This window comes from Leeuwenhoekiella polynyae (genome assembly GCF_004104075.1).
Lineage (GTDB): Bacteria > Bacteroidota > Bacteroidia > Flavobacteriales > Flavobacteriaceae > Leeuwenhoekiella > Leeuwenhoekiella polynyae.
In genome coordinates, this window is the sequence record NZ_QOVK01000015.1 from 32,221 (window position 1) to 55,004 (window position 22,784).

General features: G+C 38.4%; 22 protein-coding genes. All 22 read left to right on the plus strand.

What is annotated here, in order from left to right; all coding sequences use genetic code 11:
- The first annotated feature begins 71 nt into the window (after positions 1–71).
- The 22 genes from DSM02_RS14265 (at position 72) to DSM02_RS14365 (ending at position 22,780) form a co-directional block, all read left to right on the plus strand.
- The gene (locus tag DSM02_RS14265; RefSeq protein WP_013073637.1) at positions 72–3,824 is read left to right on the plus strand and encodes an efflux RND transporter permease subunit; all 3,753 of its coding nucleotides are present in this window, start codon (positions 72–74) and stop codon (positions 3,822–3,824) included.
- Positions 3,821–5,038, plus strand: coding sequence for a TolC family protein (locus DSM02_RS14270; protein ID WP_013073636.1), 1,218 nt, complete (start codon positions 3,821–3,823; stop codon positions 5,036–5,038). Before DSM02_RS14265 ends, DSM02_RS14270 begins: the two co-directional genes overlap by 4 nt.
- Before the next feature lie 4 nt (positions 5,039–5,042).
- Positions 5,043–5,609, plus strand: coding sequence for a helix-turn-helix domain-containing protein (locus DSM02_RS14275; protein WP_008610774.1), 567 nt, complete (start codon positions 5,043–5,045; stop codon positions 5,607–5,609).
- A 64-nt stretch (positions 5,610–5,673) separates the two neighbouring features.
- On the plus strand, positions 5,674–8,061 hold the full coding sequence (locus tag DSM02_RS14280) for a multicopper oxidase domain-containing protein (RefSeq protein WP_031427478.1): 2,388 nt from the start codon (positions 5,674–5,676) through the stop codon (positions 8,059–8,061).
- Between the two features lie 18 nt (positions 8,062–8,079).
- Complete coding sequence (locus tag DSM02_RS14285; protein ID WP_013073634.1) at positions 8,080–8,274, plus strand: SHOCT domain-containing protein; 195 nt, start codon at positions 8,080–8,082, stop codon at positions 8,272–8,274.
- Positions 8,275–8,393: 119 nt separating this feature from the next.
- A complete protein-coding gene (locus DSM02_RS14290) occupies positions 8,394–8,981 on the plus strand; it encodes a DUF3347 domain-containing protein (protein ID WP_013073633.1) in 588 nt (195 codons plus the stop codon).
- A complete protein-coding gene (locus DSM02_RS14295) occupies positions 8,982–9,434 on the plus strand; it encodes a heme-binding domain-containing protein (RefSeq protein ID WP_013073632.1) in 453 nt (150 codons plus the stop codon). It begins immediately after the preceding gene.
- A gap of 23 nt (positions 9,435–9,457) precedes the next feature.
- Positions 9,458–10,018, plus strand: a complete 561-nt coding sequence (locus tag DSM02_RS14300) for a DUF3347 domain-containing protein (RefSeq protein WP_008610779.1) — start codon at positions 9,458–9,460, stop codon at positions 10,016–10,018.
- 56 nt (positions 10,019–10,074) lie between these two features.
- The gene (locus DSM02_RS14305) at positions 10,075–10,506 is read left to right on the plus strand and encodes a hypothetical protein (protein ID WP_008610780.1); all 432 of its coding nucleotides are present in this window, start codon (positions 10,075–10,077) and stop codon (positions 10,504–10,506) included.
- A 410-nt stretch (positions 10,507–10,916) separates the two neighbouring features.
- Positions 10,917–11,054: a hypothetical protein gene (locus tag DSM02_RS20405; protein WP_008610782.1), complete on the plus strand. Its 138-nt coding sequence runs from the start codon at positions 10,917–10,919 to the stop codon at positions 11,052–11,054.
- A gap of 16 nt (positions 11,055–11,070) precedes the next feature.
- Positions 11,071–11,745: a DUF2231 domain-containing protein gene (locus DSM02_RS14310; protein WP_013073630.1), complete on the plus strand. Its 675-nt coding sequence runs from the start codon at positions 11,071–11,073 to the stop codon at positions 11,743–11,745.
- 9 nt (positions 11,746–11,754) lie between these two features.
- On the plus strand, positions 11,755–13,281 hold the full coding sequence (locus DSM02_RS14315) for an FMN-binding glutamate synthase family protein (RefSeq protein ID WP_028376592.1): 1,527 nt from the start codon (positions 11,755–11,757) through the stop codon (positions 13,279–13,281).
- Positions 13,274–13,822 carry a YceI family protein gene (locus DSM02_RS14320; RefSeq protein ID WP_013073628.1) on the plus strand — a complete coding sequence of 183 codons (549 nt, stop codon included), beginning with the start codon at positions 13,274–13,276 and terminating at the stop codon, positions 13,820–13,822. The genes DSM02_RS14315 and DSM02_RS14320 overlap by 8 nt, the downstream gene beginning before the upstream one ends.
- 29 nt (positions 13,823–13,851) lie before the next feature.
- Positions 13,852–14,448, plus strand: coding sequence for a DUF4136 domain-containing protein (locus tag DSM02_RS14325; RefSeq protein ID WP_013073627.1), 597 nt, complete (start codon positions 13,852–13,854; stop codon positions 14,446–14,448).
- Positions 14,449–14,705: 257 nt separating this feature from the next.
- A complete protein-coding gene (locus tag DSM02_RS14330) occupies positions 14,706–15,263 on the plus strand; it encodes a potassium channel family protein (RefSeq protein ID WP_013073626.1) in 558 nt (185 codons plus the stop codon).
- 18 nt (positions 15,264–15,281) lie between these two features.
- Complete coding sequence (locus DSM02_RS14335; RefSeq protein ID WP_013073625.1) at positions 15,282–15,764, plus strand: YybH family protein; 483 nt, start codon at positions 15,282–15,284, stop codon at positions 15,762–15,764.
- Complete coding sequence (locus DSM02_RS14340) at positions 15,719–17,017, plus strand: hypothetical protein (protein ID WP_231556137.1); 1,299 nt, start codon at positions 15,719–15,721, stop codon at positions 17,015–17,017. The genes DSM02_RS14335 and DSM02_RS14340 overlap by 46 nt, the downstream gene beginning before the upstream one ends.
- A 71-nt stretch (positions 17,018–17,088) precedes the next feature.
- The gene (locus tag DSM02_RS14345) at positions 17,089–17,631 is read left to right on the plus strand and encodes a hypothetical protein (RefSeq protein ID WP_013073623.1); all 543 of its coding nucleotides are present in this window, start codon (positions 17,089–17,091) and stop codon (positions 17,629–17,631) included.
- Between the two features lie 157 nt (positions 17,632–17,788).
- Positions 17,789–18,082, plus strand: coding sequence for a hypothetical protein (locus DSM02_RS14350; RefSeq protein ID WP_013073622.1), 294 nt, complete (start codon positions 17,789–17,791; stop codon positions 18,080–18,082).
- A 74-nt stretch (positions 18,083–18,156) separates the two neighbouring features.
- Positions 18,157–19,512, plus strand: a complete 1,356-nt coding sequence (locus DSM02_RS14355) for an APC family permease (protein ID WP_013073621.1) — start codon at positions 18,157–18,159, stop codon at positions 19,510–19,512.
- Positions 19,513–19,526: 14 nt separating this feature from the next.
- On the plus strand, positions 19,527–22,064 hold the full coding sequence (locus tag DSM02_RS14360) for a heavy metal translocating P-type ATPase (RefSeq protein WP_028376591.1): 2,538 nt from the start codon (positions 19,527–19,529) through the stop codon (positions 22,062–22,064).
- 2 nt (positions 22,065–22,066) lie between these two features.
- Positions 22,067–22,780: a PepSY domain-containing protein gene (locus DSM02_RS14365; protein WP_028376590.1), complete on the plus strand. Its 714-nt coding sequence runs from the start codon at positions 22,067–22,069 to the stop codon at positions 22,778–22,780.
- Positions 22,781–22,784: the final 4 nt, after the last annotated feature.

Consider the following 22,784-nt stretch of genomic DNA (forward strand, 5'->3'; position numbering starts at 1 on the left):
AATTTGTTTTGGACATTTCTGCTTGTTTGTCACTTTTAAACAAGATTTATAATTACTTAATAATCATTTCTATGCTGAATAAAAGCATCAAATTTCTAATAGAAAATAAATTAGTAGCTGTTTTACTATTAGCTTTGTTCGTCGGTTGGGGCGTTGTAAACGCACCTTTTAATTGGGAGACCGGTATTTTGCCTACTGACCCTGTAGCTGTGGATGCCATTCCCGATATTGGTGAAAACCAACAAATTGTTTTTACCAAATGGCAAGGGCGCTCGCCACAGGATATTGAAGACCAAATTACGTATCCACTTACAACTTCGCTTCTAGGTATTCCAGGCGTGAAAACTATTCGTAGTTCCTCTATGTTTGGGTTTTCCAGTATCTATATCATTTTTGAAGAAGATGTGGAGTTTTACTGGTCACGTAGTCGCATTCTCGAAAAACTCAATTCGCTTCCTTCCAACTTGCTGCCAGATGGCGTTAACCCAGCTTTGGGCCCTGATGCCACAGGTTTAGGACAAATATTCTGGTACACCCTAGAAGGTCGTGACAAGGATGGTAATGTAACCGGTGGTTGGGATTTACAGGAACTGCGTAGTATACAGGATTATTATGTGAAATACGGATTGTCATCGGCAAGTGGTGTTTCCGAAGTAGCGTCTATCGGCGGTTATGTTCAGGAATATCAAGTAGATGTGGACCCGGAGAAAATGCGCCAATACAATATTGGATTAAGTGCCATTGTCAAAGCCGTTAAGCAGAGCAACCAAGATATTGGTGCACAAACATTGGAAATCAATCAGGCCGAATATCTGGTTCGTGGTTTGGGCTATGTAAAATCCGTTGCAGATATTGAAAATGCCGTGGTCACTTCAGAGAATTTTACGTCTATCCGAATAAAAGACATCGCAACTGTTCATTTGGGACCGCAAACTCGTCGTGGTATTTTAGATAAAGAAGGTGCCGAAGTTGTTGGTGGTGTTGTGGTAGCGCGATATGGCGCCAACCCTATGGAAGTTATCAATAATGTAAAAGAGCAAATCGCTGAACTGTCATCTGGGCTTCCAACAAAAGTTCTGGCAGATGGCCGCACCTCACAAGTGACCATTGTCCCCTTTTACGACCGTACCCAGCTTATTCAAGAGACCCTACACACGCTTAATGAAGCACTCACGCTTGAAATCTTAATAACCATTCTGGTCATTATCGTAATGGTGTTCAACCTACGCGCATCCATCTTAATTTCAGGTTTGTTACCCGTTGCAGTATTAATGGTTTTCATTGCAATGAAACTTTTTGATGTAGATGCAAATATTGTAGCATTGTCAGGGATTGCCATTGCTATAGGTACAATGGTGGATGTGGGCGTTATACTGGCCGAAAATATGATTCGGCATTTGGAAGATGAAAAATTACGCTTTCGCGAAAGCGGAATCGAGTACACCACAAATGAAATCATCTACAATGCAACTGCTGAAGTTTCTGGTGCAATTTTAACGGCAGTATTAACAACCATTATCAGTTTTATTCCTGTATTCACTATGATAGGTGCTGAAGGAAAGTTGTTTCGTCCACTCGCATTTACAAAGACAATGGCGCTCACGGCGTCTTTGGTTATCGCCCTTTTCTTGATACCACCATTTGCCGCATTCCTTTTCAAAAAGAGTACTATTAGGGAGCACGCTAAATATATTATTAATGCTGTTCTCATCGTCCTTGGTATCACAGCCATCTTCTATGGTTATTGGTTGGGTATTATATTAATTGCCTATGGAATCGTTGCAATTTTGAGTGTACGCGATATTATCACGGCAAAAAGAGCCAATCTAATACATATCGTTATTTCTTGTATTGCTATTGTTTTCCTTCTAGCCGAATACTGGCGACCACTAGGTTTTGACCGCGGTATTATAATGAACTTGATTTTTGTTGCGATTATCTGTTTCGGATTACTGGGGGCGTTTTCAATTTTCCAAAAATATTACGACACTATATTACGTTGGGCACTTCAAAACCGATTACTGTTTTTAATAATTCCGACCACAGTGTTGATTTTAGGGGCCATAATAATGCGCAACACGGGTAAAGAATTTATGCCATCGCTCAACGAAGGCTCATTCCTGTTAATGCCAACATCCTTGCCACACGCAGGTGTTGAAGAAAACAAGCGTGTGTTACAGCAGCTTGATATGGCCGTAGCCAGTATTCCTGAAATCGAAACGGTAGTAGGTAAATCGGGTAGAACAGAATCTGCTCTTGACCCTGCGCCGCTCTCGATGTATGAAAATGTGATTCAGTATAAGTCTGAATATATGCGAAACAAGAATGGCGAGAGACAACGCTACCGCGTAAACGATGATGGTTTATTTGTTCTGAAAAATGATAAATTCATTATTAATCCAAATAATGAAATCGATGATGACGCTAATTATGAGGCCTCGCAACTAAAAACAAATGCAACCCATAACGATTTAATTGAAGACGGCAGCGGTGAATATTACCGAAACTGGCGGCCAGAAATCGACAGCCCAGACGATATCTGGAATGAGATTGTGAAAGTGACCAAATTTCCAGGGGTGACTTCTGCACCAAAACTACAACCTATCGAGACAAGGCTCGTAATGCTTCAAACAGGTATGCGTGCGCCTATGGGTATAAAAGTTAAAGGGCCAGACTTGAAAACAATAGAAGCTTTTGGTCTACAGCTCGAAGACATTTTAAAACAAGCTGAAGGTGTAAAAGAACAAGCTGTCTTTGCAGACCGTATTGTGGGCAAGCCCTATTTACTAATTGATATAAAACGAGACCAATTGGCACGCTATGGAATTTCCATAATGGATGTTCAGGAAGTACTTCAGGTAGCTGTGGGCGGTATGCCGCTTACTCAAACGGTAGAAGGTCGTGAGCGGTATGGAGTAAGAGTGCGCTATCCGCGTGAGTTGCGTGCAAACCCAGAAGATTTAAAAGATATTTATGTTCCGGTTGAGAAAGGAAGTCCGGTTCCACTGAGCGAATTGGTAGACATACGTTATGAACAAGGTCCACAGGTCATAAAAAGTGAGGACACCTTCTTGATAGGGTATGTACTGTTTGATAAACTCGATGGTTTTGCCGAAGTTGATGTGGTCGAAAATGCCCAAGCGCTCATTCAACAAAAAATAGACAATGGTGATTTGATTGTGCCACAAGGTATTAATTACCGTTTTACGGGTACGTATGAAAATCAGCTGCGCGCAGAAAAAACACTTTCCGTAGTTGTGCCTTTGGCATTGCTTATTATTTTCTTGATTCTGTATTTCCAGTTCCGTTCTGTTTCCACCTCGTTGATGGTATTTACAGGAATCGCAGTTGCCTTTGCAGGTGGCTTTATAATGATTTGGCTTTACGGTCAGGATTGGTTCTTCAATTTCAGCTTTTTTGGTGAGAATATGCGGGATTTGTTCAATATGAAAACCATCAATCTAAGTGTTGCTGTCTGGGTTGGCTTTATTGCGCTTTTTGGTATCGCAACAGATGATGGTGTAGTTATGGCTACCTACCTCACACAAACTTTTGACAGAGAGAATCCCAATGATAAAAAAGGAATCCGACTTGCCACATTAGAAGCTGCTGGAAAGCGAATTCGTCCGTGTTTGATGACTACTGTTACCACCGTGCTTGCACTCTTACCTGTACTTACTTCTACGGGAAAAGGAAGCGATATTATGATACCTATGGCAATCCCCATTTTCGGTGGGATGATTATAGATATTACATCCTACTTTTTAGTACCAGTATTATATAGCTGGAAAAAAGAGTACCAACTTAAACGAGCAAACAAATGAAAAATATAAAAATTATTACCTGTCTTTTGTTTGTTTCCGCTTTCGCGAAAGCGCAACAACTACAATCATACATTGAAGAGGCACAATCTAACAACCCCGAGATTCAAGCCTTTGAACTGCGCTATAACATCGCCGAAGAAAAAGTGAACGAAGCAAACTGGCTGCCTAATACTGAAGTGAGTGCTGGGTACTTTGTCAGTGAGCCCGAGACCCGTGTTGGGGCGCAGAGAGCACGTATTGGCTTTAAGCAAATGTTGCCTTGGTTCGGGACCATAACGGCAAGAGAAAATTATGCAGCCTCAATGGCTGAAGCTGAATATGTGGAAATCATAATTGCCAAAAGAAAACTGGCACTTTCTGTAGCTCAATCCTATTATCGTTTGTATGAAATACAAGCAAAGCAAAGGGTGCTCGATAAGAACATTAAATTATTAGAAACCTATGAGCGTCTTGCCCTTACATCGGTTGAAGTAGGCAAGGCATCTTCTGTTGACGTTTTGAGATTACAGATTCGTCAAAATGAATTGCAACAGCAAAAAGAGGTGCTCGAAGAGGAATTTGGGTCAGAACAAATCACCTTCAATAAGCTACTCAATCGTGATGGAACTATGATGGTTGATGTGGTCACATTAATGGAAATTCCAAGTGAAAACGCCGTATCTGGTAGAGATGCACTATCACTTAATCCTGAACTGCTTAAATATGATAAACTCTACGAATCTATAGCACAATCTGAATTGCTCAACCAGCGTGAGGCATTACCTATGTTTGGTTTTGGGGTTGATTATCTACCAGTGAGCGAGCGAGCGGATATGAATCCAATAGACAATGGAAAGGATATACTAATGCCTATGGTTTCAGTTTCCATTCCCATTTTTAATAATCGGTATAAATCTATTTCAAGGCAAAATGACTTGCGCCAACAAGAAATCGAGACTCAAAAAGCACAACGATTGAATGTTTTGGAATCCGCTTTCGCAAAAGCAATATCGCAACGCAACCAAGCACGAATAGCATATAATACACAAGAGAACAATCTGAAACAAGCAGAAGATGCTGAAGAAATTCTCATTAAAAACTATGAAACGGGCACCATTGATTTTAATGATGTGCTGGATATCCAAGAGTTACAGCTCAAATTTCAGTTAAATCAAGTGGAATCGATACAGAAGTATTACACACAATCTGCAATTGTTAATTACCTAATCAACTAACCGGATGGAAAAGAAATTATTTATAAAAAATATGGTGTGTAATCGCTGTATTAAAACAATCCAGAGTGATGTTGAAACATTAGGGATTCACTTAAAGCATATTGAATTGGGTTCTATTATTTACGAAGAGAAATCTATAGATGATTTTGAAAATATAAAAAATGTTTTAGAAAACAATGGTTTCGAAATTTTACTGGCGCAAGACCAGCAATTAGTAGAGCAAGTTAAAATTGAACTTATTAAATTATTACAAAAATTACCACTTCAATTAAATAAAACGCTGTCCAAGCATTTGGAAAGTAAATTAAACCTTGAGTACTCAAAAATCAGTAAAATATTTTCTGTTACGGAGCATATTACCATAGAAAAATACTTTATAAAACTCAAGATAGAAAGAGTGAAAGAGCTGATTCAATTACAAGAGGGTAATTTTACGGAGATAAGTCAGCTGCTTGATTACAGTAATGTAAATCATTTAAGTAGGCTGTTTAAAAGTGAAACTGGTATGAGTCTGACTAATTATAAGAATAATCAAAAAAGTATTAGAAACCCTTTAGATCAAATAAGGTAGATAACAACCATAATTATGACACAAACTTCTCATAATCAATATTAATTTTAAAAAAAGTAATCTTATGAAAAAAATAAGCTATGCATTTATTCTTTTGTTACTGTGTACCTATACAGCATCTGCACAGTCCGTGGAAGGTAATGTCGATAATCTACCCGTTCACGAATACACGTTGACCCTAAAGGAAGAAATGGTTAATAAAGCCGGTAAAGAAGTAAAAGGGATGACCGTCAACGGAGGTATTCCAGGGCCAACGCTCGAATTTACCGAAGGGGAGTACGCAGTAATCTATGTAAAAAATGAAATGAGCGTGGAGACATCCATCCATTGGCACGGCTTGTTGTTGCCCAATTTTTATGATGGGGTACCCTACCTTTCTACACCGCCCATAGAACCCGGTAAAACACTAAAATATGAATTCGCAATAAAGCAAAACGGCACCTATTGGTACCATTCCCATACAATGTTGCAGGAACAGAGCGGTGTTTACGGCTCAATTGTAATACAGCCCAAAGAAAAAACCTTGGAGTATGATAAAGAGCAGGTTTTGGTACTATCTGACTGGACCAACGAAAAACCGCGGGATGTACTTCGGTTTTTAAAGCGAGGTACAGAATGGTACAATATAAGAAAAGGAACAGCTACGCCGCTTAACCAAGTAATTGCAAGGGGCGCATTTGGGGCGCAATTAAATTTTTGGAGACAGCGTATGGAAAGTGCAGATGTGGCAGATGTGTATTACCCAGCGTTCTTAATTAATGGAGAAGAAAAAGTGGAGTACCCCGAGTTTAAACCTGGCGAAAAAGTGCGCCTTCGCATTATAGACGGCTCTGCTTCTACTTCGTTCTGGATGGCCTTTGGCGGCCCTGACCCTTTGCTTGTCTCGGCAGACGGTAAAGATGTAGTACCGGTTAAGCATAACAAGACATTTATAGGGGTCGCTGAAACCTATGATTTTATCGTAACCATACCGGAGAACGGCAAACTGGAATATAAAATTATGGCCCAAGACGGCTCTGGTACCGCAACGGCATACCTAGGCCAAGGACCTATTGTTGCTGCACCCGATGTATCCAAACCTGATAAAATAGGGATGATGCAACAAATGGCCAAAATGAAAATGAAAATGGGTGCACCCGCTTTAAAGTTCCGACCAGGCAAAGATGAGCGTTACGAGATGAAAGAAAAATGGGGAATGCAGATGGAAGGAATGAAAGATATGGATATGGGTACAATGAATATGGACAAGTCCAATATGAAGGGTATGGAAATGAAGAAGCATAAAATGGACGAAATGCAAATGGATATGAAAAAGGATTCAATGCAGATGGACCATTCCAAAATGGCAGGGATGGACACAAAAATGGATACCAAAATGAAAAAGGCCTCTCAAATGGATGATATGAAAATGGACGAAGCAGATGGAATGCAGGGAATGAATATGTTTTCAGAGTATAACTATGACTACTTGAAATCGCCGGAGAAGACCAATTATGACCCAGATGTTCCTGTAACGGATATCCTATTAAACCTTACCGGGAATATGCAGCGCTATATCTGGAGTTTGAATGGGGTTCCTCTATCTGAAGCAGATAAAATAAAAATCAAGGGAGACGAAGTAACTAGGATTACCTTCAATAACCTGACTATGATGCACCACCCAATGCACCTACACGGTCATTTTTTTAGGGTCATTAACGAAAATGGGGAATACTCACCCTTAAAACACACAGTCAATGTTCCACCAATGAAACAAGTTACCATTGAATTTTATGGTGATGAATATGGCGATTGGTTTTTCCATTGTCATATTCTATACCATATGATGGGAGGTATGGCGCGTATTGTAAGTTATGATACCCCTAGGGATCCAAGGTTGAAGGAATATCCCGTATCTAAACTTATTGACGAGACCGACCAGTTCTATTCCTACGGAATGATAGATGCCGCATCACATATGACCACTTTGAACCTTATATCTTCAAATATCCGAAACCAATTCAGTTTGAGGGGCGAATATGGTTGGAACAGGAATATGGAGGTTGAAGCTGCCTACGATAGATACCTCTATGATTATCTAACCGTTTTTGGCGGTGTAAATGTCGAGAACGAAATGGAGGATAGCCTTGAAGAAATAACAACAACAGCTATAGCAGGGATACGATACCTTACGCCCTACTTATTTACGTTGGATGTGAGGATGGATAGTAAGCTACGCCCGCAGATTAGCTTAAGCCGTGCTATTACCATTTTCCCTAGAACTATTGTTTTTGGGATGTACGAGTACCAAGCAGATTTTGGGTGGGTAGATGACCTGCCTCAAGGAGATAATTTCAAAAAAGAGATTACTTGGAGTACGGGTGTTGAATATCTTTTATCCAAAAATTTCTCATTGATGGGAAGTTATGATAACCGTTTTGGTGCAGGTGGAGGATTATCACTAAGATTTTAATGACTAAAAAATAAAACGATGGACTACAATTGGGATTTCTTAACCATTTTCGGTGTTATTATTCTAGGTGTTTTCATCTATGCAGGAGGAAAGAAAATAAAGCGGACTAAAAGTTCAAAGGCTATGGATGTCCTTGATGAAAGGTACGCTAAAGGAGAGATAACCAAAGAGGAGTATGAAGAAATTAAGCAGGCTATAGGCTCAAAGAAATAAAAAAAAGAAGCAATCCAAAAATCTGTTAGACATAGCACTATGTAAAAAAAAATTAAGCTGTGTAAACAGGTATAACAATAAATTAAAATCAAATATTAACTATTAAAATCGAAATTAAAATGAAAAAATTAAAAATGACCGTCGGTATTTTAGTAATGACCTTAACCCTTACGGCTATATCCTGTAAGGACGGAAAAAAAGATGAACCAGCTGCACCTATGAGCAATGAGATGTACCAAGAGTCTATGGATGACAAAGATGATATGGCAATGAGTGACAACCAAGACGCAAAAGCAGAAGCAATCCTGAAAGATTATTTCAACTTGAAAGATGCACTTGTAGGCGATGACAATGATAAGGCAAAAGAATTGGGAGCAACGCTTGCAAGTACTTTTGGAAATTTTGATGCATCCAGCTATTCAGATAGTGAGCAACAGGAACTCAAGGATATTATGGAAGATGCCACAGAACACGCAGAACATATTTCAGAAAGTGATATAGCACACCAGCGAGAACATTTTAAAATCATAAGTAAGGATGTAACAGATATGGTTGCTATAACCGGTACAGAAAACACCTTGTATCAACTATTCTGCCCAATGTATGATGGAGGTAGTAATTGGTTAAGTATGAGCAAGGACGTTAAGAATCCTTATTATGGAAGTAAAATGTTGACCTGTGGTGAAATGCAAAAGGAAATCAATTAAATGAAAATTTTAAAAATCATAGCAATAATAGCACTGGTAGGGTTTGTGGGGATTCAATTTATTCCCACGGAACGCAATCAAAGTTATACGGTTCCCGAAACTGATTTTATGTTGGTACATAATGTTCCTGAAACTATTCAGAAAAAATTACAGGTATCCTGCTATGATTGTCACAGTAACAATACGCAATATCCTTGGTATAATAAGATTCAACCCGCTGCTTGGTTTTTGGAAGACCACATTAAAGAAGGCAAGGCCGAACTTAATTTTAACGAATGGGATTCGCTTTCAAGCCGAAGAAAATCAAGTAAACTTCGATCAATTATCAAACAGATAGAAAGCGGAGAAATGCCTTTGGATTCTTACACTTTGATACATAAAGATGCTAAGTTTTCTGAAGCGGAGGCAGAAGAATTAATCAATTTTATCACACAATTAAAAGATAGTTTATAAACAATAATTTAAAAATAATAAAAATGAAAAATTTAAAAATGAGTATAGCAGTAATGCTATTGTTAGCAGTTTCTTTTACCAACGCCCAGGAAAAAGAAAAAATGAACCACAAGCACGGTGAAATGGAAATGGATCATAGTAAAATGAAAATGGACAAAATGAATCCAGCGGCAGAAACGGTTCTTGCCGATTATTTTATGTTGAAAGATGCTTTGGTAGGCGATGACACCAAGAAAGCGGCACAATCAGGTTCTAAATTGGTAGCCTCTCTTAAAAAATTCGATAAGAGTAGTTACTCAAAAGAACAACAAAAAGAGCTGGCCGATATCATAGAAGATGCTACCGAGCACGCAGAACATATTTCTGAAAGTGCGATAGACCACCAACGCGAGCACTTTAAAACGTTAAGTAAGGATATTACTGATATGGTAGCTATTACGGGTACAAAAAGCACGTTATATGAACAATTTTGCCCAATGTACGATAAAGGAAGTGCTTGGTTAAGTACAAGTAATGAAGTAAAAAACCCCTACTATGGCAGCAAAATGCTTAAATGTGGGAAAGTTCAAAAGACAATTCAGTAAAGTTGTAATCCTTTTGACCAAAATCAAGAGAATTAAGCAACCAACAATAATCAAAGATGAGGACTAAAATAATCAAACTCTTTTTGCGACTTGCAATATCAATCGGATTTTTATCGGCAGTAGCTGATAGATTTGGATTGTGGAACAAAGATGTTTCTGTGTGGGGGAATTGGGATAATTTTCTTAACTACACACAACAGATAAATCCTTGGATTCCGGACTCATTAATTTCAACAATCGGAATTATTGCAACCGCAGCTGAAATTATTTTTGCATTCTTCTTGATAATTGGATTTAAAACAGAATTGTTCGCAAAATGGAGTGGATTTTTACTGCTACTATTTGCGCTTTCAATGACATTTTCCACTGGAATAAAAGGAGCATTAGACTTTTCAGTCTTTACAGCTTCTGCTGGAGCTTTTGCGTTAAGCCTAATGAAAGAAAAGTATATGGAATTGGACAGCCTAATTGCAAAAGGAAATAATTGAGTGTAAATAAACAAAGTAAGAAACCGATAATATGGTAGTAGGAAGTTTAAATATGGCAAAATACAAAAGACTATTCAATAGGTAATCCCTTCCCTAAGCATCTTTTGTTGCTCTGGTTTATTAGTTAACAGAAGTAAATAAGATGTCTGGGATATCTTGGGTAGTCATTAAGTCCTGTCGTGGGAAGGAAAACAATGTTGATGGTTAGTGTTAATTCCTTCCCAGGTCAGGCAAAAATTTAAGTCCTAATAAGAGAGAGGGCACATACTTTTGGTTGGTTAGTGAAGCCCTTTCTCTTAATTAGGCACAAATAAAATAGTATGAAATGAGCCATACAAAAAAGTTGATAACAAGCGAAATGTTGATTGGCCAATTACATCTGATAATTAAAAATAAATAAATATCAACAGATGAAAGATTGTTGTAAAACCGGTAGCGAAACCAAACAAAAGAGAAGTGGCTTCAAAAAATGGTTCAATTATACCATTTATGCCATTATAGCCATTATTGTGATAGGTGTATTGATCTTGCAATTAACAGGTGATTAATTTAAAACTATATAAAATGAAATCTAAAAAAATAATTTTCACCGTATTGATGTTAGCCTTGTTTGGAGGTTTTTCGACGGTATTTGCTGATAGTAATTTTATTGTTTCTGAAACTAAAACCGACATCAAGGATGAGAAATCACTTTCTATTTTTGAAACAAGCAGTCCAATTTCTGTCTCACAAGACCATACTGAAGCCGGTTTGGACGATTTCCCTAATCTGCATCCATTAGTTGTACACTTCCCGATTGTACTGCTTTTATTGGCAGTTTTGTTACAGCTCATCCAGCTGTTCGTTTTAAATCGCACACTGGATTGGGTCATTTTACTAACAGTAGGATTCGGATTTATCGGAGCTTACGTAGCAGGTACACTGGTGCACCCACATACCGAAGGACTTACAGAAACCGCAAAAAAGGTCTTGGAACTGCACGACAAATATGCAGATTGGACTTTATGGGCAAGTGCTTTGGCAGCCCTATTAAAAATAGTAAGCCTCTTCTGGTACAAATTAAAGCGAGGTTTTGAAATTGGGGTATTTGTAGTTATGGCTTTTGCAGGATATTCAGTAGCACAGGCAGGACACTATGGTTCACAGCTCGTGCATATTGAAGGAGTTGGCCCACAGGGGAAATATCTTGGTAACGAAAACGAAGAAGGTCACGGAGAAAGTGATGAACATTCACATTAATACTGAAAAATGAGAAAAGGATTTATTATAACCGCTATATTTTTAGTTGCTGCATATATCGTTATGGTATTTTGGCATCCCCATTTGTGGTGGATTGGATTGATTATCCTTCCTTTACTCGTTCTCGGTCTTGTGGACTATTTTCAAGAATCAAATAATATTAGGAGAACCTACCCTTTGCTTGGTAGAATCACAAATCTTCTTGAGGAGCAACGCCACGTTATTCAGGAAACATTATTGCTCAACCGTACCGAAGGGCAACCCTTTACTTTAATTCAAAAGGAAATTGTCTATAAAAGAGCTGCCGATGCGCTTATAAATCAACCTTTTGGAACACAGATTCCGTATGACAAAGTGGGGCGCGAGTGGTTTACCCATTCCACATATCCTGCAAAACAAATCAATGACGACTTTAGAGTTCTTATAGGAAGTTCCCACTGCTTAAAACCTTACTCTGCCAGCATTCTCAACCTTGCGGGAATGAGTTTTGGTTCCATAAGCAAAAATGCTACCCTTGCTTTTAACGGTGGTGCGAAAATAGCAGGTTTTGCTCAAAACACCGGCGAAGGTGGCTTTACACCCTATCATCAAGAATACGGTGCAGATATTATCTTTCAGTTTGGAACAGGCTATTTTGGATGTCGTGATGCAGAAGGAAATTTTGACGCCAAAAAATTCGCCGATATCGCAACCAACGATGTAGTGAAAATGATTGAAATAAAAATATCGCAAGGTGCCAAACCTGGCTTTGGGGCAATTTTGCCGGCAAAGAAGAACACAAAGGAAATTGCCAAATTCAGGGATGTGGAGCAGGGAACGGAAATTCATTCCCCAGCCTTTCATTCGGCATTCGACAATGACGTTGAAATGCTACGCTTCATTAGAAAATTGAGAAAACTCTCTAAAGGAAAACCTGTGGGAATAAAGCTGTGCATTGGTCAACAAGATGAGTTTGAAAGAATGGTTCAAACCTTTGCCGAAAAGCAAAATTGCCCAGACTTTATAGCCATTGACGGTGCCGAAGGTGGCTCTGGTGCTGCCCATATGGAATCCTTACATTGGGCCGGTATGCCAATAATTGAAGCCATCCATTTCGCAAACGGCATTCTTAAAAAGTATGGGTTGCGAGATGAAATTAAAGTAATGGCAGCTGGTAAAATTATATCCGCTTTTGATATCTATAGAATGATGGCGCTCGGCGCAGATGCCTGTTATAGCGCAAGAGGGATGATGTTTGCCTTGGGCTGTGTGCAATCGCTAAAATGCAATTTGGATACCTGCCCTACGGGAATTACCACAATGGTGCCTTCCCGAGTTGCATCCATTGTTGTAAAAGATAAAAAAACCAAAGTTGCCAACTATCATAAAAATACCATCGAAGGTTTTAAGGAACTGCTAAAATCAATGGGTATTGAAAATAGAAAGGGTATCGACAAAAAGTATATTGTCCGCCGAATCAATGAGAATGAGACCAAGACATATCAAGAGTTATACTCAAATGGATTGAATGGTCGAAAAATAAAAAGTAATGGGTAAAAACTTAATTTATTTGTTAATAATACTGTTGTTTTCAAGCAATGTATCTATAAAGGCCCAAAATTATATAGTAAAGGAAGGAACCGCATCCTTTAAGGCAAAAATGCCACTTAATTCCTATATCGGCAAATCTGATGATTTACAGGGCACCATAGGTTTTAAGGACGGCACGTTGACCTTTTCGGTTCCTGTAAAATCCATAAAGACAGATAATGAAAAACGGGATGGACATATGTATGATCTGGTAAAAGCGGAAAAAAAACCCAATGTTGTTTTTGAAGGAAAATTTATGGACGATTTTAATTTTGAAGAAAAAGCGACACAAACGCTCAACGCAAAGGGAGATTTCACCCTTGCCGGAGTTACTCGGGAAATAACCATTCCTATTGAGTTGAAACTTGTTTCAGAAGATACAATTCAATTAACAGCTTCTTGGTCTTTATTGATTACCGATTATAATTTGGAACGCCCAAGTTTGGTATTTATAAAAGTTAATGACAAGCACGACTTGAGTGTGGATGCAATACTTACGAAGAAATAAAATAGATTGTTGAATTAAATAAATGGATTATGAGAACATTAATAAAATTGGCAGTCTGCCTTTTAATAAGCATTACCGCAGTAAGTTGTTCGGTCACTTCTTCGGCCATCGTTACCGATTATGACCAAGAAGCACAGTTTGGAACCTACAAAACCTTTTACTGGTCCGATGATTTTCAAATGGACAGCGACAAGGAAAACGAACCGTTATTTTTCAACACATTGATAAAGAAACGGTTAAAAGGCGCCATTCAGGAACAAATGGAAAATAAAGGCTACGTCTTGAATAAGAGCAATCCTGATTTATTGGTAGATTCCCGTATCGTTGTACAGACAAGAGATATAAACACAGGTGGTGGCTACCCTTATTTTCCTTCTTATGGTCACGGTTATGGTCATTTCGGGTCTTACGGTTATGGATATTATGGCGGTTACCAATCATCTCAAGAACACAAAGAAGGTGGCGTTGTCATAGAACTTATAGATATGAAACGCCGTCAATTAGTCTGGCAAGGATTTGCGCCAGATGTGCTGCACGCAAATACCACCGACAAGCAAAAGGAAATTAAGGAGGCGGTGGCAAAAATATTTGCAAAATATCAATATGGGAATACTGTAAAAAACTGAGCTTAAAATGATATAAAAAGATATCAAGAAAAAAAGCCCTAATTAGGGAAGGGTCAATGTTGATGGTTGGTTTTAGTCCCCCCTTGTTAGGCACTAGAAATTTTGTGAAAGAAAATCTTATTGTAAATACTGGATTTTCAGGATGTATATTTTTATGGAGTGGCCACTAGAGTTTCATCTATCCTTTCAAGGCATCAATACTTATTTATTGGTGTTGCAATGATATAACTAATATTAATGTATTAAAAAAATCAATAGTGAAAGAAACTATAAATGATATATCAAACGGCAATGGGTTTTATGGACAGCTCTTTAAAAAAGTATTGCTTACCGCAACGGCGGTTATCGCTATATCACTGAGTTATATATTTTGGGCACAAGCAGATGATAATGGCCTATGGCGACCTATTTTAATTGTGGCTTTGGCTCTAATCAAGACCATTTTTATCGTTCGGCTTACGTTCATACAATTGGCTAAAATAATAGGCGAAAGCCATCAGCTTGCGCACGTCCTAACTTTATTTGCGGTGTTGATTGTTTTGATTGTTTTTTCATTCACGACTGATTATCACGCGTTATATATTTTGAATTCTGAAAATTTCAAAGAGAGTACTTCGCTCAATGGTTCATTCTTCTTGCAATTTTTTGAATTTATCTATTTCAGCTTGATAACTTTTTCCTCGGTTGGATATGGCGATATTGTACCAATTTCAATTGCGGGAAAAACGCTGGTAATGATGGAAATTTTCTTGAGCTTTTTGGTACTTGTCTTTGGCATTGCAAATATTAATAGAATACACGTTGATAATAAATAACCTTTAAAAACTAAAATTATGAAAACAATTAAAACAATTGCACTCGTAACAATTCTCATTGCTACTTTCAGCTTATCCAACGCACAGGAAACAAAAGCAAAGACGGATACGGAAGCGGTTATTGCTGTGATGAAAACCTACAAGGATGCCATTCAAAATTTGACAACTGAAGGCACGTTCAATTTATTTGCAGAAGATTCTGAAGTATTTGAATCCGGTGGAGTCGAAGGCACGTATGCACATTACATTGAGCATCATCTTGGACCAGAATTAGGCGAATTTAAAAGTTTTACCTTTTCTGATTATGAAATCGATGCCAAAGTAGATGCGCCCTATGCTTTTACTACTGAAACCTACATTTATACCATAGTGCTTAACCCAAATGAAAAAGGTGAAACACGAACGATTCGCAAAAAAGGCGTGGCAACGTCTATCCTAAAAAAGATGGGTGGCGAATGGAAAATCATCAAAACACATACCTCTTCAAGAAACACGAAATAACAGCAACAATGAGCAATTTTCCTCAAATAATCCATCAATATAAAACCGACTCGGAAAGTGTTTACAATACTTGGTTTGTTGACAATGACCAGAGATTGAAGGCGTTTAGAACCATCCGTAGAGGCGTTTTGCAGGTGATTGAGGACATTAAAAACAAAACCTTCCCAAACGATTTTAAGGAAAGCAGTCTGGAATTTGTGTTGGGCAGCATTGCAGAGCAAAAGCAAGTTTTTGCGGGTGTGGCGCATCCTTTTTATTGGAAGCCGAAACTGCGCATTCCTGATATCTATGAAAATCAGGACAATAAAATAGCTTTTGGTCAATTTTTGGAAAACTGTATTAATGCCAAAACGGAAGAACAGGTCGTAAGGGAAATCGTAAAGTTGGATGCACTCAAAGTAAAAGGCCTCGGCCCAGCGGTAGCAAGTATTTTATATTTTTTGCATCCCACTTGGTTTCCACCATTTAATACGGCCATACTAAATGGGTTTAATTTTCTGTTCAAGGATAAAAAGAAATTGGGAAGTTGGACGGAGTATCTGAAAATCAGGGAAATCTTGATAGAAACCAATACTAAAAACAAAACGGAACTGTCAAACGATTTAGGCGCAATTGCAGGATTGTGTTTCGAGATTGGCACCCAAAAAATGCTCATAGGTAACGACGAATATTTAAGTGAGGCCGAACGGGTCAAATTTGAAAAAAACATCGTAAAACGGCAAAGGGAAATTCAGGAAGAAAAGCAGGAAGAGAAACTTCACGACGAAATGCAATACCATTTATTGAAAATCGGCATTTCACTTGGTTTTGACGTTACACCTGCCAGCAACGATAAAAGTAAATCTTTTGGCGGTCAAAGTTTTTCGTTCATTTCAATGAAAACATTTCCAGCGCTTCCTTGCGATAAGGAAACCCAAACCACCATTAAACTCATTGATGTGCTTTGGTTTGAAAAGGGAACCAATAATATAGTAGCCGCTTTTGAGGTTGAAAAAAGCACCAGTATCTATTCAGGAATTTTAAGACTGTCCGATTTATATTTCAGCATTTCCGATGGCGATGAGGTTTTTTATATCATCATTCCAAACCATCGTGAAAAAGACGTCATACATCAATTGAATCGACCTGTAATCAAAAATTCCAAGATGCATATAAAGTATATTTTGTTTTCTGAATTGAGGATGCATTGCGATGCGATTTGCAAATTTGGTACAGACCTTACAATTATGGAAAAAATAGCAAAATCAGTTTGATTTGAAATTGGCAATTGCGGATTATGGTTATACTTACTTTATATAGAAAACAATTAGCAACAATAAACATTATGAAAACTAAACTATTGATGTTCGCAGTTCTTTTAATAACATATTTCGAGGTTTCGGCTCAAAAAATATATAGAACCGATGATGGCCATATTGAGATGATGACTTTGGTGGACGGTAAGACTATCAAGGCAGAAAGCCATAGTCTGGCACTATATCTTGATTACAATTCTAAAGTAGTAAATGGTGTTCTAGACCTTAAAACTTTAGTAACAGACCTTCCTGAATTAAATGCCATTATACAAGAAGGGGAAGCACCTGCAATTCTTCGGTTTACAGGTACTATTCCATCCGTTGATTTTTTATCAAAACGGCACGACCCTATCAATTTTAATTGGCTGGTTGATGTTTTATATCAAGGGGAAACCTATAAATCACAGTTTAAAGCAACCATTACCCATATAGAACAGGGCATAAATATGTCTTGTCTGATAAGTGCAACGGGACAGGTTTTGGTTTCAGATACGGGGTTAGATTCTTTAATGCAAGGTTTGGATAAAACAATAAATGTGCAATTTGCACAATTGGTGCTGAAATTGGAATAACTATGTGTTTTCTATATTCAAAAAGAATGATAAGAGTATTTATGATATTTAAAACAGGCCAAGAGAACATAAAATAAGTCCTGATGTGGGAAGGGAATGGAAAATTTTTCATTGTTGATTAGTTAAAACTCCTTCCCAAGTCGGGCACTATTATAATATGAAAAGCTACGATACACTTTCTGAAACTATGGCTCATTTACAGGCTAAAGGCTACACTGTTGATTTCAATTTGAAAGAGAAACATCTGGAATGTAATGCTCTAAAGTTGAAATTCCATCCAGAAGATTTTGAGGTGGACGAGATGCATCGTTTTGAAGGAATGAGTAGCACAGATGACAATAGTGTACTATATGCCATTTCTTCCAAAAATGGAATAAAAGGCTTATTGGTGGATGCTTATGGGGTTTACTCTGAAAATATTTCTGAGGCAATCCGAAAAAAATTAAGGTAATTTGAAACATATATATAACATATAAAAAGTGACCCGCAACCAATATTGTAATCAGATTAAATAGAAATTTCGAGATGAAACCATTAAAAATAAATACCCAAAAGCTCTCATTATTAGGCTCTGTATCTTTAGGTACAGGCGTAATGATTGGTGCAGGTATTTTTGTTTTAATGGGGCAGATAGCCGAATTAGTCGGCGATTTATTTCCTATTGCTTTTATCGCAGGCGCAGTTGTAGTAGGCTTTAGCTCCTATTCGTATGTTAAATTTTCAAACGCCTATCCTTCTTCTGGAGGTGTTGCTAAATTTTTGACAAAGGCCTATTTACCAGGTACACTTGCTGGTTCATTTTCTTTGCTGATGTATGTATCAATGGTTGTCTCAGAAAGTTTAGTGGCAGGTACTTTTGGGGCGTATGCGTTACGACTGTTTCCGCAAGGATATGAAGGTTATGCATCTGCATTGGGTGTATTGCTTATTGTTGCTGCATATATCATCAATATTTCGGGTAACAAGATTATTGAGACTACCGCTACCATTACTGCAATTATTAAAGTAGTGGGTATTGCAGTTCTTGCTATATCAGGATTGGTTATTTCTGGTTTACCCACAATCACAGGTACTTATAGTGCTGCCAATGGCCAATCCCTGCCTGAAGGTTTTGGATTTATTGCCGCATTGGCCTTGTCTATCCTTGCATACAAAGGATTTACGACCATTACCAATCAAGGTGGCGATATAAAAAATCCTCATAAAAATGTAGGGCGTTCCATAATTATATCAATAATCGTTTGTACGGTTATCTATGTTGTTTTGGCATTATCGGTTGCTGGCGGATTGAGTATTGAAGAAATTATAATAGCAAAAGATTATGCTCTCGCAGCAGCAGCAAAACCTCTATTTGGCGAATGGGGTTCAACGCTAACTATTTTACTAGCCATTGTTGCAACAGTTTCCGGTGTAATTGCCAGCGTATATTCTGCCTCGCGAATGTTGGGTATGTTAAGCAATATGAAACAAGTTCCTGATATGAACAGAATGAAGCAACTTAAAAATCCTTCGCTGATTTTTACTGTTTCTTTAGCGATACTTTTGACTGTTTTGTTCGATTTAACTCGCATAGCTTCCATTGGTGCTATTTTCTATTTGATAATGGACATTGCTATTCATTGGGGACTTTTTAAATATTTGAAAAAGGAAGTAAAATTCAACCCGATTATTCCAATAATTGCCATACTGTTGGATGTTGTTATTTTGGCAGCATTTATCTATTTAAAATATGTAAACGACCCATTTGTACTAATAGTTGCTGCAATTGGTATTGCCCTCATTTTTCTTTCTCAATTTATTTTTATGAAATCGCATACAGATAAAGACGGAAATATGAATATGGGAATGGAAAACAGTGAAAAAGAACAAATGAAAATGTAAAAATAACAGATACTATGAAACACACCTATAAAATACACGGAATGACCTGCAATGGTTGTCGAAATCACGTAGAAGGAACACTTTCCAAAGTGAAAGGTGTCTCAAAGGCTACTGTGAATTTAGCAAAAGCTGAAGCTACCATTGAAATGGAATCACATATTCCTATTGAGAAATTCCAAGATGCCCTTAAAAAAGAAGGTGGTACTTATTCTATCCACAAATCTGGAGAGCGACATCATCAAAACGATACCGCCGGAGTTGATGCTGAGCGTAGTCGAAGTACGAAAGCAAAAAATGAAAAACCTAAAGGTAAAGGAACTGGCACTTTTTACTGTCCGATGCATTGTGAGGGAGACAAAACATATGAAAAAACTGGAGACTGTCCTGTCTGCGGAATGGATTTAGTTGAAGAGCAAAATTTATCTGCAAAAACTTCTGAACAATGGACTTGCCCAATGCACCCGGAAATTGTAAAAGATGAACCTGGAGCCTGCCCAATCTGTGGGATGGACTTAGTCCCAATGGAAGCAGATAGTTCAGCCGAAGAAAAGACCTATAACAAATTACTCAAGAAATTCTGGATTGCAGTCGCCTTTACCTTACCTATTTTCTTAATCGCAATGAGCGATATGATTCCGAATAATCCGTTATATACGGTAATGAAGCAAAAAAACTGGAACTGGATTCAGCTTGCACTTTCAATTCCTGTGGTGTTTTATGCTACGTGGATGTTCTTTGAACGTGCCTATAAAAGCATCAAAACCTGGAACCTCAATATGTTTACCCTAATCGGCATTGGTGCTGGCGCAGCGTGGTTATTCAGCGTATTCGGTATGCTTTTTCCCGATTTTTTCCCGGCACAGTTCAAAACAGAATCTGGTGCCGTTCACGTATATTATGAAGTATCCACTATTATTTTGACCTTGGTGCTCTTGGGTCAGGTTTTGGAAGCACGTGCCCACGGCAAAACCAATTCAGCAATAAAGGAATTGCTAAAGCTCGCGCCAAACAAGGCCATACTAGTCAAAGATGGCAAGGAAGAAGAGGTTACGATTGATAGCATTAAATTGGGCGATATCCTACGGGTGAAACCAGGCGAAAAAATTCCAGTTGATGGCGTGATTTCCGAAGGTAGTACAACGGTCGATGAATCTATGATTACAGGCGAACCTATTCCCGTAAACAAAGCGGCAAATGACAAAGTTACCAGTGGCACCATCAACGGCAACCAATCTTTTTTGATGAAAGCCGAAAAGGTGGGTGCAGATACCCTACTGTCCCAAATTATCCAAATGGTCAATAATGCCAGTCGCAGTCGTGCACCAATCCAAAAATTGGCGGATACCGTCTCGGGATATTTTGTACCCATAGTTGTCCTTATTTCCATTATCACATTTGTGGTTTGGGCTATTTTTGGTCCGGAACCCGTCTATGTTTATGCCTTTGTAAATGCAATTGCAGTATTGATTATCGCCTGTCCCTGTGCCTTGGGCTTGGCAACACCAATGTCCATTATGGTCGGTGTTGGTAAGGGCGCACAAAATGGTGTGCTCATAAAAAATGCCGAAGCTTTGGAAAAAATGGACAAGGTGGATACACTTATTATCGATAAAACAGGAACCATAACAGAAGGCAAACCAACGGTTGAAAAAGTCGGAGCCTTCGGAACTAATTTTTCAGAAAAAGAAGTGCTTCAATACATCGTTTCCCTAAACAGCAAAAGCGAGCATCCGCTTGCCGAAGCAACTGTAAAATATGGTAAAGAAAAGAATGTTGAGTTTTTGAGCGCTGAAAAGTTTAGCGCAGTTACCGGAAAAGGTGTTGAAGGAAACATCAACGGGAAAAAAGTGGATTTAGGGAATTCCAAAATGATGGCATACGCCAAGGCTGAATTAACTTCGGAAATGGAAACCGAAGCACAAAGTTTTCAAAAGCAAGGAAAAACAGTTTCATACCTATCCATCGATTCAAAAGTTGTGGGATATGTTGTCATTGGCGACAAAATAAAGGCGACCAGCGCCAAAGCGATCAAAGCACTTCAAGACAAAGGTATCGCAGTAATAATGCTTACTGGCGACAATCACGATACTGCCCAAGCGGTCGCAAAAGAATTAAATCTTGCTGATTTTAAAGCAGGAATGTTGCCCGAAAACAAACTTCAGGAAGTAGAAAAATTACAGAACAGCGGAAAAGTTGTAGCAATGGCAGGCGACGGCATCAATGATGCGCCAGCCTTGGCAAAAAGTGATGTTGGTATCGCAATGGGAACAGGAACAGATGTTGCCATTGAAAGTGCAATGATAACCTTGGTAAAAGGCGATTTGCACGGTATTGTCAAGGCACGGGAATTGAGCGACGGTGTAATGCGTAACATCAAGCAAAACCTATTTTGGGCTTTAGGATATAACATTTTAGGAATCCCAATCGCAGCAGGTGTTTTGTTCCCTATTTTCGGGTTGTTATTATCACCAATGATAGCGGCTTTGGCAATGAGCTTTAGTTCAGTTTCCGTTATTATGAACGCTTTGCGGTTACGTTCGTTAAAACTTTAAAGATGGTGAAAAGGAAAACCGCACTAAAAATACGAAAGACCCACAGATATTTGGGGCTCTTTTTGGGGGTACAGTTCCTGTTTTGGACCATTAGCGGAATGTATTTCAGTTGGACAAACATAGACGACATTCACGGTGACCAATTCTGTAATTTAGATTACGTGCCCAAAGCCTTTGATGATTTAATAAGTCCTTCACAAATAAACAATCCTGAAGGCATTGGAAGTATCGAAATTAGGGACATCAACAACGAGCCTTATTACTGGATAAACAATCAAAAATTGTACAGTGCAAAAACTGGGAAAGCAAAAAAAAATATTACGGAAGAAGAGGCCTTGTCTGTTGCCAAAAACTATATGAAAGATGGTTTGAAAGTCGCCAACATCGAAAAAATAACCGAAGTGGACGACTATCACGAATATCGGGAAAAGCTATTGCCAGCCTATGTTATTTCATATGATACCGATGAAGCTCTTAATGCTTATGTTTCGGTAACAGACGGAAAATTCCAGACTGTAAGGCATCGAGCGTGGCGTTGGTTCGACTTTTTATGGATGACCCACACAATGGATTATGACACGCGCGACAATTTCAATACCATTGTATTAAGGGCGTTTTCGCTCTTGGGATTGATTACGGTGTTAAGCGGATTCCTGCTGTGGTACACCTCCTCGCCAACCATTAGAAAATTAAAAAAGAAAATAATTAAATCATAACCAA

Excerpts from the sequence above, each read along its gene's own strand:
- DSM02_RS14355 (WP_013073621.1), top strand. The coding sequence starts at position 18,157 with ATGAAACCATTAAAAATAAATACCCAAAAGCTCTCATTATTAGGCTCT.
- DSM02_RS14315 (WP_028376592.1), top strand. The coding sequence starts at position 11,755 with ATGAGAAAAGGATTTATTATAACCGCTATATTTTTAGTTGCTGCATAT.
- DSM02_RS14310 (WP_013073630.1), top strand. The coding sequence starts at position 11,071 with ATGAAATCTAAAAAAATAATTTTCACCGTATTGATGTTAGCCTTGTTT.
- DSM02_RS14265 (WP_013073637.1), top strand. The coding sequence starts at position 72 with ATGCTGAATAAAAGCATCAAATTTCTAATAGAAAATAAATTAGTAGCT.
- DSM02_RS14300 (WP_008610779.1), top strand. The coding sequence starts at position 9,458 with ATGAAAAATTTAAAAATGAGTATAGCAGTAATGCTATTGTTAGCAGTT.
- DSM02_RS14350 (WP_013073622.1), top strand. The coding sequence starts at position 17,789 with ATGAAAAGCTACGATACACTTTCTGAAACTATGGCTCATTTACAGGCT.
- DSM02_RS14325 (WP_013073627.1), top strand. The coding sequence starts at position 13,852 with ATGAGAACATTAATAAAATTGGCAGTCTGCCTTTTAATAAGCATTACC.
- DSM02_RS14295 (WP_013073632.1), top strand. The coding sequence starts at position 8,982 with ATGAAAATTTTAAAAATCATAGCAATAATAGCACTGGTAGGGTTTGTG.
- DSM02_RS14280 (WP_031427478.1), top strand. The coding sequence starts at position 5,674 with ATGAAAAAAATAAGCTATGCATTTATTCTTTTGTTACTGTGTACCTAT.
- DSM02_RS20405 (WP_008610782.1), top strand. The coding sequence starts at position 10,917 with ATGAAAGATTGTTGTAAAACCGGTAGCGAAACCAAACAAAAGAGAAGT.
- DSM02_RS14270 (WP_013073636.1), top strand. The coding sequence starts at position 3,821 with ATGAAAAATATAAAAATTATTACCTGTCTTTTGTTTGTTTCCGCTTTC.
- DSM02_RS14340 (WP_231556137.1), top strand. The coding sequence starts at position 15,719 with ATGGAAAATCATCAAAACACATACCTCTTCAAGAAACACGAAATAACA.
- DSM02_RS14360 (WP_028376591.1), top strand. The coding sequence starts at position 19,527 with ATGAAACACACCTATAAAATACACGGAATGACCTGCAATGGTTGTCGA.
- DSM02_RS14285 (WP_013073634.1), top strand. The coding sequence starts at position 8,080 with ATGGACTACAATTGGGATTTCTTAACCATTTTCGGTGTTATTATTCTA.
- DSM02_RS14320 (WP_013073628.1), top strand. The coding sequence starts at position 13,274 with ATGGGTAAAAACTTAATTTATTTGTTAATAATACTGTTGTTTTCAAGC.
- DSM02_RS14305 (WP_008610780.1), top strand. The coding sequence starts at position 10,075 with ATGAGGACTAAAATAATCAAACTCTTTTTGCGACTTGCAATATCAATC.
- DSM02_RS14335 (WP_013073625.1), top strand. The coding sequence starts at position 15,282 with ATGAAAACAATTAAAACAATTGCACTCGTAACAATTCTCATTGCTACT.
- DSM02_RS14290 (WP_013073633.1), top strand. The coding sequence starts at position 8,394 with ATGAAAAAATTAAAAATGACCGTCGGTATTTTAGTAATGACCTTAACC.
- DSM02_RS14365 (WP_028376590.1), top strand. The coding sequence starts at position 22,067 with ATGGTGAAAAGGAAAACCGCACTAAAAATACGAAAGACCCACAGATAT.
- DSM02_RS14275 (WP_008610774.1), top strand. The coding sequence starts at position 5,043 with ATGGAAAAGAAATTATTTATAAAAAATATGGTGTGTAATCGCTGTATT.
- DSM02_RS14345 (WP_013073623.1), top strand. The coding sequence starts at position 17,089 with ATGAAAACTAAACTATTGATGTTCGCAGTTCTTTTAATAACATATTTC.